This is a genomic window from Fluviicoccus sp., from assembly GCF_030646115.1.
GTDB lineage: Bacteria > Pseudomonadota > Gammaproteobacteria > Pseudomonadales > Moraxellaceae > Fluviicoccus.
In genome coordinates this window covers 194,040-209,972 of the sequence record NZ_JAUSMX010000002.1, presented here as the reverse complement: position 1 = coordinate 209,972, position 15,933 = coordinate 194,040, and the positions used below count along the sequence as shown (strand labels likewise).

At 53.6% G+C, this 15,933-nt stretch carries 19 protein-coding genes and 1 tRNA gene; 15 read left to right on the top strand and 5 right to left on the bottom strand.

The features are described from left to right. Positions 1-16: 16 nt before the first annotated feature. The 14 genes from ftsB to Q7T36_RS00940 all read left to right on the top strand — a co-directional run bounded on the left by ftsB (position 17) and on the right by Q7T36_RS00940 (position 10,128). Positions 17-352 (top strand): cell division protein FtsB, encoded by a 336-nt coding sequence (gene ftsB / locus Q7T36_RS01005; RefSeq protein WP_304843059.1) that lies wholly within the window; start codon positions 17-19, stop codon positions 350-352. After that, positions 349-1,035, top strand: a complete 687-nt coding sequence (ispD, locus tag Q7T36_RS01000) for a 2-C-methyl-D-erythritol 4-phosphate cytidylyltransferase (RefSeq protein ID WP_304843057.1) — start codon at positions 349-351, stop codon at positions 1,033-1,035. Before ftsB ends, ispD begins: the two co-directional genes overlap by 4 nt. Next, positions 1,032-1,520 carry a 2-C-methyl-D-erythritol 2,4-cyclodiphosphate synthase gene (gene ispF / locus Q7T36_RS00995; protein ID WP_304843055.1) on the top strand — a complete coding sequence of 163 codons (489 nt, stop codon included), beginning with the start codon at positions 1,032-1,034 and terminating at the stop codon, positions 1,518-1,520. The genes ispD and ispF overlap by 4 nt, the downstream gene beginning before the upstream one ends. Positions 1,521-1,523: 3 nt before the next feature. Beyond that, a complete protein-coding gene (gene surE, locus Q7T36_RS00990) occupies positions 1,524-2,297 on the top strand; it encodes a 5'/3'-nucleotidase SurE (RefSeq protein WP_304843054.1) in 774 nt (257 codons plus the stop codon). A gap of 4 nt (positions 2,298-2,301) precedes the next feature. Continuing rightward, complete coding sequence (locus Q7T36_RS00985) at positions 2,302-3,198, top strand: peptidoglycan DD-metalloendopeptidase family protein (protein WP_304843052.1); 897 nt, start codon at positions 2,302-2,304, stop codon at positions 3,196-3,198. Positions 3,199-3,240: 42 nt separating this feature from the next. Next, on the top strand, positions 3,241-4,146 hold the full coding sequence (gene rpoS, locus Q7T36_RS00980; RefSeq protein WP_304843050.1) for an RNA polymerase sigma factor RpoS: 906 nt from the start codon (positions 3,241-3,243) through the stop codon (positions 4,144-4,146). Between the two features lie 34 nt (positions 4,147-4,180). Next, positions 4,181-4,255, top strand: a tRNA-Arg gene (locus Q7T36_RS00975). 593 nt (positions 4,256-4,848) lie between these two features. Continuing rightward, positions 4,849-5,565, top strand: a complete 717-nt coding sequence (locus Q7T36_RS00970; protein ID WP_304843048.1) for a site-specific integrase — start codon at positions 4,849-4,851, stop codon at positions 5,563-5,565. A 63-nt stretch (positions 5,566-5,628) separates the two neighbouring features. Beyond that, positions 5,629-6,588, top strand: coding sequence for a hypothetical protein (locus Q7T36_RS00965; RefSeq protein WP_304843046.1), 960 nt, complete (start codon positions 5,629-5,631; stop codon positions 6,586-6,588). 369 nt (positions 6,589-6,957) lie between these two features. Next, positions 6,958-7,197, top strand: coding sequence for a hypothetical protein (locus Q7T36_RS00960; RefSeq protein ID WP_304843045.1), 240 nt, complete (start codon positions 6,958-6,960; stop codon positions 7,195-7,197). Positions 7,198-7,513: 316 nt separating this feature from the next. Continuing rightward, on the top strand, positions 7,514-7,735 hold the full coding sequence (locus Q7T36_RS00955) for a DUF2158 domain-containing protein (RefSeq protein ID WP_304843042.1): 222 nt from the start codon (positions 7,514-7,516) through the stop codon (positions 7,733-7,735). A gap of 67 nt (positions 7,736-7,802) precedes the next feature. Next, positions 7,803-8,453 (top strand): hypothetical protein, encoded by a 651-nt coding sequence (locus Q7T36_RS00950; protein WP_304843040.1) that lies wholly within the window; start codon positions 7,803-7,805, stop codon positions 8,451-8,453. Positions 8,454-8,642: 189 nt separating this feature from the next. After that, positions 8,643-8,903, top strand: a complete 261-nt coding sequence (locus Q7T36_RS00945) for a hypothetical protein (RefSeq protein ID WP_304843038.1) — start codon at positions 8,643-8,645, stop codon at positions 8,901-8,903. Between the two features lie 271 nt (positions 8,904-9,174). Beyond that, positions 9,175-10,128 (top strand): PIN domain-containing protein, encoded by a 954-nt coding sequence (locus Q7T36_RS00940; RefSeq protein ID WP_304843036.1) that lies wholly within the window; start codon positions 9,175-9,177, stop codon positions 10,126-10,128. Positions 10,129-10,188: 60 nt separating this feature from the next. Here Q7T36_RS00940 and Q7T36_RS17945 read toward each other — a convergent pair whose 3' ends face one another. Both Q7T36_RS17945 and Q7T36_RS00935 read right to left on the bottom strand, forming a co-directional pair. Further along, complete coding sequence (locus Q7T36_RS17945) at positions 10,189-10,365, bottom strand: helix-turn-helix transcriptional regulator (protein WP_370690031.1); 177 nt, start codon at positions 10,363-10,365, stop codon at positions 10,189-10,191. 138 nt (positions 10,366-10,503) lie between these two features. Then, positions 10,504-12,165, bottom strand: a complete 1,662-nt coding sequence (locus Q7T36_RS00935) for a SulP family inorganic anion transporter (RefSeq protein ID WP_304843034.1) — start codon at positions 12,163-12,165, stop codon at positions 10,504-10,506. A gap of 171 nt (positions 12,166-12,336) precedes the next feature. On the opposite strand from Q7T36_RS00935, the gene Q7T36_RS00930 reads away from it, so the two are divergent. Beyond that, positions 12,337-12,531, top strand: coding sequence for a CopG family transcriptional regulator (locus Q7T36_RS00930; RefSeq protein WP_304843032.1), 195 nt, complete (start codon positions 12,337-12,339; stop codon positions 12,529-12,531). 17 nt (positions 12,532-12,548) lie between these two features. On the opposite strand, the gene Q7T36_RS00925 is transcribed toward Q7T36_RS00930, so the two are convergent. From Q7T36_RS00925 to Q7T36_RS00915, 3 genes are all read right to left on the bottom strand, one after another. Continuing rightward, on the bottom strand, positions 12,549-13,286 hold the full coding sequence (locus Q7T36_RS00925; protein ID WP_304843030.1) for a hypothetical protein: 738 nt from the start codon (positions 13,284-13,286) through the stop codon (positions 12,549-12,551). Positions 13,287-13,572: 286 nt separating this feature from the next. Continuing rightward, on the bottom strand, positions 13,573-14,463 hold the full coding sequence (locus Q7T36_RS00920; protein WP_304843028.1) for an alpha/beta fold hydrolase: 891 nt from the start codon (positions 14,461-14,463) through the stop codon (positions 13,573-13,575). Between the two features lie 103 nt (positions 14,464-14,566). After that, positions 14,567-15,931: an SRPBCC family protein gene (locus tag Q7T36_RS00915; RefSeq protein ID WP_304843026.1), complete on the bottom strand. Its 1,365-nt coding sequence runs from the start codon at positions 15,929-15,931 to the stop codon at positions 14,567-14,569. Positions 15,932-15,933: the final 2 nt, after the last annotated feature.

Below are 15,933 nucleotides of genomic sequence, written 5' to 3'. Positions count from 1 at the left end.
TCGGAGGTGACCCGCCATGCTGAACTCCATGTTTGGCCGTGTTGTGTTAATGCTGGCCCTGTTGATCATCGTCTGGATTCAAAGCCAGCTGTGGCTGGGTGAGGGCAGTATTGGCCATAACCGTGAATTGCAAGGCGAGATTGATGCCCGGAAGGCGGAAAATGCCGTGCTGGCGGAGCGTAACCGGATTCTGATGGCGGAAGTCCGCGATCTCAAACAAGGACTGGAAGCCGTTGAAGAACGCGCGCGCCTGGATCTTGGCATGGTCAAGAACGGTGAAACCTTTGTGCGGGTGACTCATTCCCGTCCTGATGTAAGTTCTGCACAACCAGCCGGAGGCGCGCCCCGTTGAGGATTCGCGCCGTTGTCCCGGCGGCTGGAACCGGACGCCGGTTTGGAGGGGAGGTTCCCAAACAGTATCTCGACATTCATGGCCGGACAGTGATGCAGTGGACGCTGGATCTGCTGGGCAGCATTGCAGCCATTGACGAGATCGTGGTTGCCCTGCATCCGGATGATACCCTCGCATCAACCCTGACCTACCTTCATCCCGACAAACTGCGATTTACCGCCGGCGGCGCCGAACGTTCGGATTCCGTGCTGTGCGGGCTGAAGGCCATGACGGCGAAGTCTGACGATTGGGTGCTTGTGCATGATGTCGCCCGTCCTTGTGTGCCGGTAGAAGATATCCTGCAACTGTTGAAGATGGCGGGTGACGATCCGGTCGGCGGCTTGCTGGCCCAGCCGGTTCGCGATACGCTCAAACGCAGTAGCGCCGATGGATTGCGGGTTGGTGAAACGGTTTCCCGCGAGGGTATGTGGCAGGCGCAGACGCCGCAATTGTTTCGCTATGGCCTGCTGAAGGCGGCTCTTGAATCGGCCGCCGCCCGCAATACCGTGGTGACGGATGAAGCTTCCGCCATTGAAGCGCTGGGGTTTTCGCCGATGCTGGTGCCGGGCAGTCCCCGCAACCTGAAAATTACCTGGCCTGACGATTTGTGGCTGGCCGGTCAGATACTGAGTTCCTCCCGATGAATAAATTTCCCCGAATCGGCCATGGTATTGATGTGCACCGCTTCGGCGAGGGCAACCATGTCACTCTCGGCGGGGTGGAAATTCCCCATGAGTACGGACTGGTTGCCCATTCTGACGGGGATGTGGCCCTGCATGCCTTGTGTGACGCCTTGCTCGGCGCGTTGGCGCTGGGGGATATTGGCAAGCACTTCCCGGATACCGATCCCGCCTATAGTCAGGCCGACAGTCGCGGATTGTTGCGGCGTGTCATGTCGCTGGTGACGGAGCGCGGCTATGGCGTAGGCAATTGCGACCTGACTATTTTGGCTGAACGACCCAGGTTGTCGCCTTATATTGCCGAGATGCAATCCAGGATCGCCGCTGACTTGGGCATCACTGCGGAATGTGTCAGTATTAAAGCGACAACCACCGAAAAGCTGGGCTTTGTCGGCCGCCGTGAAGGCATTGAAGCCCATGCGGTGGTTATTGTATTTCCTGTCGAGTAATCCATGCGAATTCTGCTCAGTAATGATGATGGTGTATTGGCGCCCGGACTCAACGCCTTGGCGAACGCGCTCAAAACCATTGCCGATGTCACGGTGGTGGCCCCGGAAAGTGAACGCAGCGGATTTTCCAGCGCCTTGACCCTGGATCGGCCGTTGCGACCCTTGCGGTTGTCCAATGGCTTCTGGTCCGTCAACGGAACTCCGGCGGACTGTGTCTATCTGGCCGTCAACGGTTTCTTTGACCAGGAGCCGGACATGGTGATCTCGGGTATCAATTCCGGCGCCAACCTGGGTGACGATGTCCTGTATTCCGGAACAGTGGGTGCGGCCCTTGAAGGCCGATTTCTGGGCAAGCCTTCCCTGGCGGTTTCCTTGTGCGGCGCATCTGTCAAGCAATATACGGAATCCGCTCACTTTGATGTCGCTGCGCAACTGGTGTGTCAGCTTGTCGAAAACTGGAAGGAGCTTCAGCTGCCCCTGCACAATATGATCAACATGAATGTGCCCGATCTGCCGTTGTCCGGCATCCAGGGTTTCCGCCTGACCCGGCTGGGCAAGCGCAAGCGCGGCTTTTCGGTCAGTACCGTGGAAGACCCCAGGGGTCGCAAGGCATACTGGATCGGACTGGCCGGAGATCCCAACACCCTGGAAGAGGGCACCGACTTCCATGCGGTCAATCACGGCTATGTCAGCCTGACGCCGTTGCAAACCGATCTGACCAGCCATGAGGCCTTGCCCGGGCTGACTGAATGGCTGAACCGTAATCAAGGAAACTGAAGTCATGCGTTATTCCCCCCGGTATACGAGTTTCGCCCTGGCGCTTGGCTTGGCAGCTTCGTTGTGCCTTTCTGCTTGCAGCACCCTGAAAAAAACAGACTCCGCGCCCGTGGCTGATAACAAGCCGCGTGAGCCGTTGCCGCCGCTTTCGTATCCGCTGTATCGCGTCAAGTCCGGTGATACCCTCTGGGCCATTGCCATGCGTTTTGAGAAGGATTACCGCGATCTGGCCCGCATCAACAGCCTGGATGCCAAATTCACGATTTACGCCGACCAGGCCCTGCGTTTGGAAGAAGAAGGCAAGGCAGCCGAACCTGCGCCAGTCAAGGCGGACCCCAAACCGGCTGTTGCGGCAACGGCATCAACGGCCGTTCCTCCCAAGGAAAAATCCAAAAAAACGGCTGCCGTGTCCGCTTCTAACACTGTAAAACCGGCTGTTCCGGCACCCTTGGCGAAGCCCGCCGCAGCAATCGCCAAAACATCGCCGTCTGTCAGTTCACCGGTGCAAGCCCCGGCAAAAAGTGGTTCACTCAGTTGGGGGTGGCCTGCCAATGGCAAGCTGCTTCAGCGCTTTAGCAGCGAAGGTGTTGGCAGCAAGGGACTTGATATTTCGGGGAATCGGGGTGATCCGGTTAAAGCCGCCGCCGATGGAGTGGTGGTCTATGCCGGGGAAGGTCTGGTCGGTTACGGCAAGCTGATGATTGTTCGTCACAATGATGACTTCATTTCCGCCTACGCCCACAATGACCGTCTTATTTCCGCCGAAGGGCAGCGCGTCAAACAGGGACAAACGATTGCCGAACTGGGTTCGACCGGTGCAGATCGAGACAAATTGCACTTCGAGATCCGTTACAAAGGCAAGCCTATTGATCCTTTGACCCAATTGCCCGCCATCAACTGATTCCCGTCTGCCGACCCTTTAACCAAAAGGGAAGGCAGAGCCATGACAATTTCAAAAACACACGCATCCGCCCATAAGATCCGCAAAGCCGCTGCTCCGGGCAGCACCGACAATACCCAGATTTACCTGCATGACATCGGCGCCTCGCCGCTGCTTTCAGCCGAAGAGGAAGTTTATTATTCCCGGCTCTCCAAGCAGGGGGATGAGTCCGCCCGCAAGCGCATGATTGAAAGCAACCTGCGGCTGGTGGTGAAAATTGCCCGGCGCTACGTGAATCGCGGTTTGTCGTTTCTGGACCTGATTGAAGAAGGTAATCTCGGCCTGATTCATGCCGTTGAGAAATTTGATCCTGAACGCGGCTTTCGTTTCTCTACCTACGCCACCTGGTGGATCCGGCAAACCATTGAACGGGCTTTGATGAGCCAGACACGCACCGTTCGTTTGCCGGTTCATGTGGTCAAGGAACTCAACCTCTATCTTCGCGCCGCCCGCGAACTGAGCCAGAAACTGGATCATGAACCCAGCGCAGAGGAAATCGCGACCTTGCTGGACAAACCGTTGGCGATGGTGGAGTACATGCTGGGGCTGACCGAGCGTGTAACTTCGATCGACAGCCCGTTGGCTGGTGACTCGGAAAAAAGCCTGCTGGATACCTTGGCTGACCCGCAAACGCTGGACCCGGCCGAAGCAATCCAGACCAGCGAACTGAACCACAGTCTGGAGCACTGGCTGGAATTACTGCCTGACCGTCAACGGGAAGTGCTGACCCGCCGGTTCGGTCTGGCTGGCCATGAGGCGGCCACCCTTGAGCGCGTGGGGGAGCAGATTGGTCTGACGAGGGAGCGGGTACGGCAGATTCAGGTGGATGCGTTGCGCCGTTTGCGGGAAATATTGCAGCGCGAAGGGTTGAATGCCGATACTTTGTTCAACGATGAAACTCTGCACTGACAAACGGGGAGGGGGTTGCTACAATCTGCGCCCTCTCTCCGTAGTTAAATGGATATAACAGCCCCCTCCTAAGGGGCAGTTACAGGTTCGATTCCTGTCGGGGAGGCCATTTAACTCTATCACCGCTTCTTATCGCATATCAAAACCGTTGGCCTGCAACGGTTTCCACGCCTTCCCCCTTATCACTGTTTCTCCCCTTTTATCATTTCATCTCACTCTAACTTGTCAGTAATATCGTCAGTCAAAATTGACCGGCTTCGCTAACTGACATGTCTCTGACCGATTTGCGCATCAAATCTCTAAAACCTACTGACAAAGAGCATCGGGATTTAGACAAAAAAGGCTTATATCTCTGCGTGTTAACCACCAGCGCGTAGTCATGGCAGCACCGATACACTTTCGGCGGTAAATCACGGCGTGCATCCCTGGGGAGCTATCCAGAGGTGAGGCCCGGCGGCGGCCTGATGCAAACCGTGAGTTGTTGGAGGCAGGCGAGGACCCGTTGCAGGTACGAGCGGCAGAAAAGCGGCAAGTACTGTTGGCTGCTGAAAACTGCTTCGAATCAGTGGCGCTGGAGTGCTGGCGGTTGCAGTAAAAAAATGGAAACCGGAGTACGCGGAGCGGATCAAAGAATCCCTGGAGCAAGACGCTTTCCCAGCCACCGGGTAGCGTCAGGTACCCAGCATTGAGCCGCAGGAGGTTTTGGCAGTAATCCGTGCTATTGAAAAACGTGGGGCGCTCACCGTCGCCAGCCGCATATATCACCAGTGCGTTGCCTTTTTTGACTATGCCGTGGTGCTGGGTATAACCTGCTACAAACCAGCATCGGTTTTGCATGTGGGTCTGGAGCAGCATTCGTCAAAAAATTACCGTCATCTGTCGGCGGCTGACTTGCGAGGCTTTCTGTGTGCCATTGATGGTTACAACGGCCGCAACATTTCAAGGCTGGCCATGAAGCTGATGAAGCTGACATTTTTCCGCACGTATGAGCTTCGGCATGCTGAGTGGGTACATATAGATCTGGTGTATCCGGAGTGGCGCACTCCTCCCCGGTACATGAAAATGAAACGCCAGCATATTGTGCCGCTGACTAAGCAGGCGGTGGCGGTTATCAAGCAGATCCAGCAGCTGACGGGCAATCGGTCGTTTCTGTTTCCGAATGAGGCGCGGCCGCTGGAGCCAATGTTGGGTGGGGTGCTATTGAAGTTGTTGGAGGGGGTGGCTTACAAGGAGAAAACCACGGTTCACGGATTGCGGGCGACAGCCAGCACGATATTCAATGAAAACGGGTTCAATGCGGATATGATTGAACGGCAGCTGGCGCTTGTGGAGCTCAGCCGGGTGAGGGCTGCCTATAACCGCGGAGTATTTGCCGGAACGGCGGGGAATGATGCAATGGTGGGCGGATTATCTGGATGAGTGCAAGGCACGGGGTGAATCGTTTATTATTAAGCGACAGGTGTCGCCCGCCTAGGAGGCCTTATGACCCGCTATCTCGATACGCTTCCGCAGCCGTGGTCTCGTAAGGATATTGAGGCCGCGATATTCAACTCATTTATTGATGCGATAGCAGCCATCGAAGAAACAAAGGGAGGCCAGCGATGGAAAGCCTTGCAAAATCTTGAAGACACACTTTGGATCTTCAATACTAGCACAACAGATCTTCTTGATGAGATATGCATCTTCGGCGACCGAAGCAAGAATCCCAGCTTCTGGCATCAAGCCAATGTGAATGAAGAAGGGCACACGCGAGCCGTAAAGAAGAAATTATTCCATTGCACGTCGGCTCTCATGGCTCTAGTCGACCATGCACGTACATTTGAGCGTAAGATGCCGGTAACCGGATATATCAATAAGTTGAAGGCAACTTTTTCATCGCCAGGGCTGCACGATTTCCTGCAATGCCTTAGAAACTACAATATGCATTGGCGGGTCGCGAAGGCGTACTGGACGATCCAAACCGAAGCCAATTCGAAAACGCTTCAGGCTAGATTCAGAATCGCAAAATGCGAGTTGTTGGAGTGGGATGGGTGGACCTCAGGCGCCCGCCAATATATTGATTGTGCCTCGGACGAGATTGACGTCTATGACCTTTTTTCCGAGTATCGGAGACACGTACAGAGCTTCTATGCTTGGCATAAGGGTGCATTCTTGGACGGCTATGCAGAGGATCTTCGGCTGTACTTCGAATACAAGCGCCTCTACGACGGGCTAACAAAGAAGTGCATATGGAATGTGATTGTTTCGCAGGCACCCAAAACGCTTAATCCATTTCAATATCTGGACCAATATCTTCCGCGACATCAGCTTGAAAGGCTTCTTGCATACGAGCACCGGAGCGATGCTCAAGTGGAAGCATTGGTCCAAATGGTTGGCATGAAGGAATTCTGCGACGAAGCAATGTACGAAAAATTGCTTGTGCTCTTTCGTCCACCGACATGAGGCCCAGCCCATCATTAGAGCGGACCTCGCGTGAAAGGCCGCACGAGGCAGTCCAATTCAGTTCGTTAGGTGGTTATGCCCTTTGATCTTCAATCCGCACAAGTTGCCGTAGGCATAGCTATCGGCCTGCTCACGATTCTTGGCACCATCTTCGGGGGGTTCGGGAAGGCTTGGCGTTGGGCTTCGTCATTGTTCAGTCAAAAGCCTCTAGTTGGGCTCATTGAAGTTCCGTCAAAGACAATGGTTTTGATCCCAATTTCGCGCCCAAACGCACTATAGTGGCACATGGGATCAATGAGTAGTCATCCCGCGATGCAAATCGTTGGGGATCTTAATATTACTAACATCTCAAAGTACGACGTTGTTGTCATGGGTGCCAAGATTCGAAAACCCAATGCCGTTGGTTATGTATTGGTACGCGCAAATGATTCGAATGAGTATAGTCAAAAACACAGAATCCCCCGCGGGGGTATCAGCGACCTTCGCTTTACCTTTTTCGTCCAACCCCCCGTCAGGGAAGAAGGAACGCTGTTCAAGGCCGACATTGCCATCATCGACCAATTCGGAAACGAGCATTGGCTGAAAGGTCTTGAGTTTCAGTACACATAAGGCCCGCCCCGCCACATTACCTAGAGCGCAACCCCATTCCCGGAGACTCATCTTCGTGTCTGTATAGAGATGTGATGATCGTACATGGCCTGATCTACCGCGCAGTCAGCACTTGACAGCCCCCGGCGGAAACGGTAATTGTCCAGACTGGAGGCTTGGCCTGACGGTTCCAGTACAACAAGGTTTATCCACCGCACTCCAACTGGCTGCTTGGCGCGATGGATAAACGCTATTCGTTTCGTTTGTATGGGCCCTTACGAGAGAAGGCCCTTCCGATATCTATTAACCGCAATACGTTTGCGAAAAAGAGGTAGTTATGAACTTTCAAGCTGGTGATGTTGTGCAACTGAAATCTGGTGGTCCGCTAATGACCGTCACAGGAGTTGTAGGCGTTGATAAGCGACTGGATATGGCCAAGGCTGCAGTAGGCCTTCAGGACGGAGATGTCGCGGTCGAGTATTTCGACGCTTCAAATAAATTGGTTAAAGGCACTTTCCAAGCAACAAGCCTGAATAAGGATGATTGTGAAGGGGCCTGACTCTACGTTCGAGGCGACCTGCGAGAAAATTCGCGCATGCGCCTCAACTCCACGTTGGCGATAAATTATGAACATTGATGGATTTTTGAAGATTTTTCAATCGGTATTCTATATTACTGCCAGCATCGTCGCTGTGCTTACTTATGTAAAAGCCAAGAACGGGCTGCTGAATACGGTAAACACTGAATACCACAAGAAAGTAATTGAAAGATTGTCTCAACTTAGTGATGAGTTGTACAAAGAGTTCGATTCTGAAGCAGATGATTTTTGGGTAAACGAAGACCCAATAAAGGAGATTCTAGAAATTTTACACATAAAAATCGCCCCTAACAAAGAGAAAATCATATCTTCAGGTATTTTGAAAACAGGAATTCCTGTCAGCAAAAAAGAGTCTTACTTACAGAACGCAGCCGATAAATATAAGTCAGACCCTTTCATCCCGGAAAGCGTCAGATTGAAGGTTGTCGATTTGCTGGAGGCTAGATCCTTGGCATTTCATAATGCAACTACCGATGCTATCGGGTACTACACCGATGGCCTTTCAAAAGGTAAATTTTGGGATACCTTGGAAACCAACCATCACTGGCTTCACAACAGAGTATTAAATCGGCTATATGAAATGGGATGCGGTGTGTCACAAGTTAACGAGGAAGTTCATGAGATTCGCCTTGAGATTCAAAAATACTTTTCTAAATTTAATCCTACAAGTAACCGCTAACAACTCATTCCAGGGCCGACCCAGTGTCATGTTACGCCTGCCTCAGGTCGTCCTTAACTCCAACATTGAGGCTGTAGGAATACCAAATAAATAGGATTTCGACTCATGGAAATTCAATTAGTTACAAACACAGAACTTCACTTTAACTGGTTTTTTCTACATCTTCGGTAGATGCAGCAGGAGAGAGTCGTGCTAGATAACCAATGGGCCAATGTAATTGGCCTTGGCCTGGATGCTGTAGGCGCAGTATTTCTTACCTATGGCTTGATCATTTCAAGAGCCAAGGCTCTGGAGCTTGGTCAGTCATACTTAAGTGGCGAGACTGATGAAGAAAATCTTCAGCTTCCGCCGGTTAATGATCGTCTCAAGCAATCTCGCAATGCAATCATTGGCGCGGTACTGTTAGTCGCTGGCTTCCTGTTCCAAATTTATGGGTCGTGGCCGCCGTAGGCTGAATCTATCAATCCAATATGGACAACAACTCAGCCGATTGTTGCTTTATTTCAATGGTTTTGGCAACCTTGCTCACCGGAGGCTAATCTTGCCTGCCACCGTGCGTCATCGTCAGCACTTGACGAGCCCCTGCGGAAAAGGTACTAATCCCCAGATTGGAGGCCCGGCCCGGCGGTTCAGTTATCCATCGCGTTCAGGTGCATCGACTCTAACTGGCTGCTTGGCGCGACGGATAAACGCTATTCAATAACCTTCTGATGAGGAAGCCATGAACTTATTTATTGATACGAACATACTACTAAATTTTTATCACTTCTCAAAAGATAGCTTAGAAGAGCTTGAAAAAGTATTTGTTCTTCAAAATTATGGAAAGATAAGCCTTTGGCTAACCGACCAAGTTGACCTTGAGCTTTCAAGAAATCGAGAGGCAAAGATTGCGGATGCCCTAAAAAGGTTCCTTGATGAAAAGCCAAGTTCTGGAATTCCACATATTGCACGAGGCTACCCTGAGTGTGAACAATTGATGAATGCGCTGAAAGCTGTTAACACCTCTCGAGATCGGCTTCTAGATAAAGTAAAGAACGATATAAATAGCAAAACCCTCTACGCCGATACTTTAATTAATGAAATATTCAAAAAATCTACGCGAATACCTCTAACAGATAGCCAGTTCACCTCATCCAAGAGAAGATCTGACTTACGCAGCCCTCCCGGAAAAAATGGTTCCCTCGGTGATGCAATTAACTGGGAAGCACTGCTTGAGGCCATTCCTGATGGTCAAGGTATTTTTATTATCTCTGAAGATGGCGACTTTTCCAGCCCTCTAGACAATGAAAGGCTCAGTGATTTTCTGTCAGAAGAGTGGGCTCGTAGAAAAAAATCCATTGCCATCCTGCACAAACGAGTTTCGCAGTTCTTATCCATTAATTTTCCGGATGCCAGAGTAGCTGCTGAGCTCGAGAAAGATATATTAATAGTCGAGCTTGCTAATAGCGGTAACTTTGCTAAAACCCATCAAGTTATTGAAGCCCTAACTAAGTTCACTAGCTTCAACTCAAAGCAGGCAAGCGATATCGCCGATGCGTTCATAATGAATCCACAAGTAGCCTGGATCGTAACTGACGAAGATGTAAAATCCTTTGGAAATAGAATTCTTACAGATCATAACAGTACGTTAGACCATAATCAGGCAAAGGCATTTATAAGCCTGCTTTCTACGTGAATAACAGGCTATAAATTTGTTCAAGACCGACGACTTACATCCGCGGCCTGAGCTCAATCGCTACGCCGCTAGCTGATTCAATTTCCCGCTAATCCAATCACTGACTGCCTGCTCACTCCAGCCCACCGCCGATCCGCCCAAGCTGACTTGGGCAGGGGGGTACTGGCCCGCTTTAATGCGACGGTAAATGGTAGGCACGCTGAGGCCAGCGCGTTTCGTGACTTCCGGCAAGCGGATGATACGGTCTGTTATTTAATAGGTGGTCAGGTCAGGCCTCATATTTCGATTTCAAAAACCGAACAAATTCGGCCATGCTGTCAACCATCTTCTGGCGGTGGTCATCGTCTTCCAGCCGCGAGGCCATTTTCACGTTGATCATGACGCCTTGGTCATGGTGTCAGGATTGCGGCATTGTTCCATGGCTTCGGCAAAGGTCTTGTAGACATTGCTGCGTCCCACCAAACGCAGCATCAGCGCCTTGTCCAGTTTGGCGGTCAATTGCGGATTGGCTCCGGTCAGCATCACCCGCACCTTGCGGCGATGCAAATCTTTCACCACCTCCTCCAGTGTCTGCATGCCCGTCATATCCATGAACGGCACCCGCTCCAGGCGAATGATCAGCACCTTCGGGTCGGTATGCGTACTGGCCAATGCCCGCTCGAAATTCTCCACTGCCCCGAAAAAGAACGGTCCTTCCACGGCATAAACCAGCAACCCGGCGGGCAACTTGCTGAAACCGGCCTGCGCTAACTCCTGCTGCAACTCAACATCGCCCTGTTGTTGTACATCCACACTGGCCGCCATGCGTCGCAAGAAGTGCAGCATGGCCAGAATCACCCCGATGTTCACCGCCACCACCAGGTCGGTGAAAACCGTCAGGCCAAAAGTCACCAGCAGGATCGTCACATCGGCGCGGGGGGCCCGTTTAACCATCTTCAGGAAATGGGGGATTTCACTCATGTTCCACGCCACTACAAACAGGATGGCGGCCAGTGCGGCCAGCGGAATGTTGGTAGCCAGCGGAGCCAGAACGAGGATGATCATAACCAATGTCAGCGCATGCACTATCCCGGCCAAGGGCGAAGTGCCGCCGTTGCGGATATTGGTGGCGGTGCGGGCAATGGCTCCGGTGGCTGCAAAGCCGCCAAACAACGGCGCGGCAATATTGGCGATACCCTGGCCCACCAGTTCCTGATTGGAGTCATGACGGGTGCCCGCCATGCCATCAGCCACTACGGCGGAGAGCAGCGATTCAATCGCGCCCAACATGGCAATGGTAAAAGCCGGGCCAACCAGCTCAACCACCCTGGAAAGAGTGATGTCAGGCAGTTTGAAGTCTGGCAAGCCTTGCGGAATGCCGCCGAAGGCGCTGCCAATGGTCACGACGCCTTCGAAATTAAAGATGGATTGCAGCACGGTCGCCACCACCAGGGCAACCAGCGGCCCCGGCACCCGGCTGAAACCCGGAATGCGGCCGGTAAAGATCACCAGTGCCAGCGACATCAACGCCAGCAGGGTCGTCACCGGATGGAAATGAGGCAGGGACAGCAGCAAGTGCCAGAATTTTTCATGAAAATGCTGGCCTGATACGTCCGGCAGGCCGAAGAAATCCTTCCATTGGCCCACCCAGATAATGACGGCGATGCCTGCCGTAAAGCCGGTGATGACGGGATCGGGGATAAACTTGATGATGGAACCCATTTTGGCCAGGCCCAGCAGCAATAGCATCACTCCGGCCATCATGGTGGCAATTTGCAAGCCTTCCACGCCGTATTTGGCGGTAATCCCGGCCAGGATGACAATGAACGCCCCGGTCGGCCCGGCAATCTGCAAGCGACTGCCGCCCAGGACAGACACCAGTAACCCGGCAACAATGGCAGTGTACAGTCCTTGCTCCGGCTTTACACCCGATGCAATGGCGAAAGCCATGGCCAAGGGTAACGCCACGACGCCGACAATGACTCCTGAGACAATGTTCGACAACCAATGTTCCCGGTTCAGCAGGCCTTGGCGGTGTGCATCGAGCAGGGCAATCATGACGGGCTCCAAAAACGATTTAATGTGTATTATATTAACATCATATGTTAATAAATTGCGCATTGAAGGGATGAGTCATTGCTAATCGAGATTGAAATACCCTGCAATGACAGGTTGCCTGCAACGGGTTATAATTTGATTAACATCTAATGCCATCAGGGCAATGCTGACATGGAAAACAAGACCGCCCGCCTGACTGTACTGATTGATCCGGTCAAGAAACAGGCTTTTGAAGGGCTATGCTCCGCCCAGGACATCACGCCGTCACAGGTGGTGCGTCAATTGATTCGCGAATATCTGGACAAGCATAGCGTGGATTACAGCACCCGCAGCCCGCTGGCTGTCACACGCGACAAAGGGGAATAGAGCCGGGTCCGGTCCGGTTAAATGCTCCAGGCCCGACTACCGGCAATCAATTGGTTGCCGAAATGCGGCATGGGCAACCCGCTGCGGTGCTTCAGCCGTTCTGCGCGTTCCATCATCAGCTCATGCGGCAAATGGCGGTAATTCTTGAAGGCAAACAGCACCTTGTTGCCGCTGGTCTGCGACTTGATGATCAGCACTTTCCCGCTGAAAATCTTGCCCAGCCGACCCAGGCAGGTCGCCAGCTGCAAATCATCGCAATTGTAGTTTGAAACCAGAATGCCGCCGTCACGCAGGGCCAGGTAACAGTCCCGGTAGAAGAGGGGCGTGGTCAGTGCATCCGGTAAGCCGGTATCATCATAACCATCCAGCAATATCACATCGGCTGTGTCGCGCTGGTGACGCATGTAGTTGACCCCGTCTTCCTGCACAATGCGAAAGCGCGGGCTGTCCGGGGGAATGTGAAAAGAATCGCGCAAGGCAATGACTTCCGGATTGATCTCAACCGTAGTGATGCAGCTTTCCGGCAGGAAAAAGTGACAATACTTGGACAGTGACCCGCCCCCCAAACCCACCAGCAGGATATCTTGCGGCTGCGGTTGCACCAGCAGGAAGGCCATCATGGCTTGCGTATAGCCGAAAACCAGCTCCACCGGCGCGTCCACGCGCATTTCGCTTTGCACATGAATGTTGTTGAAGTGCAGGGACAGGGTTTCACCATCGTCCAGCAGCACGGGATTCTGAAAAGTGGGGCGCATGGGGGCTTCCTGGAGACACTAGTCAACAAGCATGACGCACCAAAACCGGCGTGAGGTGCGGTTTTGGCAGTTGCATCATTTCGGGAGTGGTTGTAATGACAATAGCATTATAATGAAGTTGTAATTACATTTCCATCAGGCAGGCCGATGGCATCAACGAGGGTTCACTGGTCTTTTGCCAGTGTAATGAGTGTCTGGGGATGTAGTACAAGATAAGGGACAAGGTGTGTGATTCGCCCTTAGTGAAGAGGCATGTCAAGACACGCCCCAAGCAGGGTTGCAGAAATTATACCTCCAGGGCGAATTCCCGTATGGCAGCGGCAAACTTTTCCGGTTCCTCCAGCAACAGGTGCCAGTGACCGCCCTCATATTCCCGTCGTGACAACTGCGAAGTCCAAAGCTCCAGCCGGTCCAATAACTGTGTCCCCACAAAGGGGTCGTCCTTTGCTACCAGCGCCTGTACCGGTACGGACGTGTAGCGTTCACGCGGCAGGGTCAGTCTGCCGATCATGTTGGCGCGATAAAGCTTGACGCCATGCACGCCATCCTTGGTCTGATAGGGGTTATGCAGCCGGCCCACCGGGATGCCTTCGGTTTTTTCCAGCAGTTTGTCCCAGTTCTTGCCAGCCCAGGTTTTCCACAGTGTCGGCGCCAGCACCGGTATCTGGAAGAAAAAGATGTACCAGGAGCTCAGCAGTTGGCTGAACAGTTTGGTGTGGTTGCCGCCGCCGGGGCTCACGGCCAAGTGGCGCATCAAATGGCCAACGTGGTCCAGGCAGGGACCGGAGAGGGTGGTGAAGGATGCTATGCGGTGCTGCAGGGCGGGGTCGGTAACTGACTCCCAGGTCTGGATGGAGCCCCAGTCATGAGCGGCCAGATGCACCGGTTTGTCCGGACTGACGGTATTCATCACAGCTTGCAGGTCGTCACTCAGCAGTCGCAGCGAGTAGTCACGCACCCGCTCAGGAACTTGGGATTCACCTGCGCCGCGCACGTCATAGGCAACCACGTAGAAGCGGTCCTTGAGGGCATCCGCCACGCCCGACCATACGACATGGTTGTCCGGATAACCGTGCACCAGAATCAGCACCGGATTTTCCGGGTTGCCGCAGGCATGCACCGCCAGCCGAACCGGGCCGGACTGCACGTGAAAGTGGGCGTCAAAAGGCGAATGCATTACGGACTCCGGTCGGGTTCTGTTTGGGAACGCATACTGTGTCAGCAAATATACTGTTGGTCAATAGTGTGACATTACCCAATGTCATCATCCAGGCGGGATGCTATTCAGGTAAAGGCTCTTCCGGCTGCACCGCCCCCGGTTGCTGTCTCTCAACCCAATGTTCCAGCTTGCGCAGGCTGATCACCTGCGCCCCCAGCGTCGGCAGGAAATCATTATAGGGCAGGTACTTGGCCAGTTTCAGCACATGCGGGGGATGCTCACCCACTTCACCGGCCGAATGCAGATGCATCCAGGTGCTGTTGCCGGCGGCTTCCTCCCAATGCCATTGCCCCTGAATATGCTCGACATCACCGGCGAAGGATTTGTAGTAGAGCGTGCGGTCCTTGCCCCAGGTATGAGCGATGGAAAGGTTGACCGGCAGCGACAGGAAGCCCAAGCCGATCCCCAGTTTCATGTCCATATTGAAACCTGAGCCCTGGGTTTGCTGAATCCTGACCTTGCGCACCTGTGGAAAGATTTTCGGGTAGCGGGCAAAGTCCGTGGTCAGTTGCCGGGTGGAGTCCACGGGGGCATGAACCTGGCCGATGGCGGTGATGAAACGCAGATCAACGGGCTGGTCGTTGGCGCCGCGGATCCATACCGGCGGATGGATGAAAGCGGTTTCACCATGGGCCAGCAATCGGGAAAGGACTTGTTTCCGCTCCGGTGTCCACACCATTTCCTTGGCGGGGGGAATGGCAGGCAGGGTGGCAGGATTGGGGCTGGATGCGGGCGCCAGCCGGTTGCGGAAAGCCTCGGCCAGGAATCCGTTACCGACATAGGGAATGGCAAAGCGAATATCCGGGAATGCACGCATGATGGTGCGCAGCAGGAAGGTGGCGCTGCTTAAATCGGTCCAGGTGGTGAACACCAGCAGGGTATGTTGGGCGTCGATCGGGAACCACTGATAACGGGCCAGGCCAATGTCCATCGGGGCATCAATCAGTCTCGCCGAAACCGAACCGTCCGGCTCCACCGTGTGCTGTGCCAGGATATCTTCAGAGACATTGGGGAAGGGCATCGGCAGGTCAATGCGCACATGGTATTGCATCAGCGAGTGCGGCCCGGATTGCTGCTTGAGACGAGACAGTGTGGTCTTGGGCAGGAAGCCGGCATAGCCGGGATAATGGCGTACGGTTTGCGCCACCGTGGCAGCACTTACGGGTAACACCAGCGCGGCGGACACAAACTGCTGGTTGCGGTATTTCTTCAGCTTGCCCTTGACCTCCAGCGTAAAGTCGCGGGGAGCGTGCGGGTAGACCGCTACGGTGTCCGCTGCCAGATCAGCCAATGCGGCGGCATTGCCGCTGAAGGGCTCCAGGCCATGGGGTGCTGGGTTTTGCCAGTCATTCAGCCCATATTCGGCTGCATGAGCGCAGGGAACAAACACACAGGCCCAGAGCAGGCAGGCATACACAGCTTTCATGG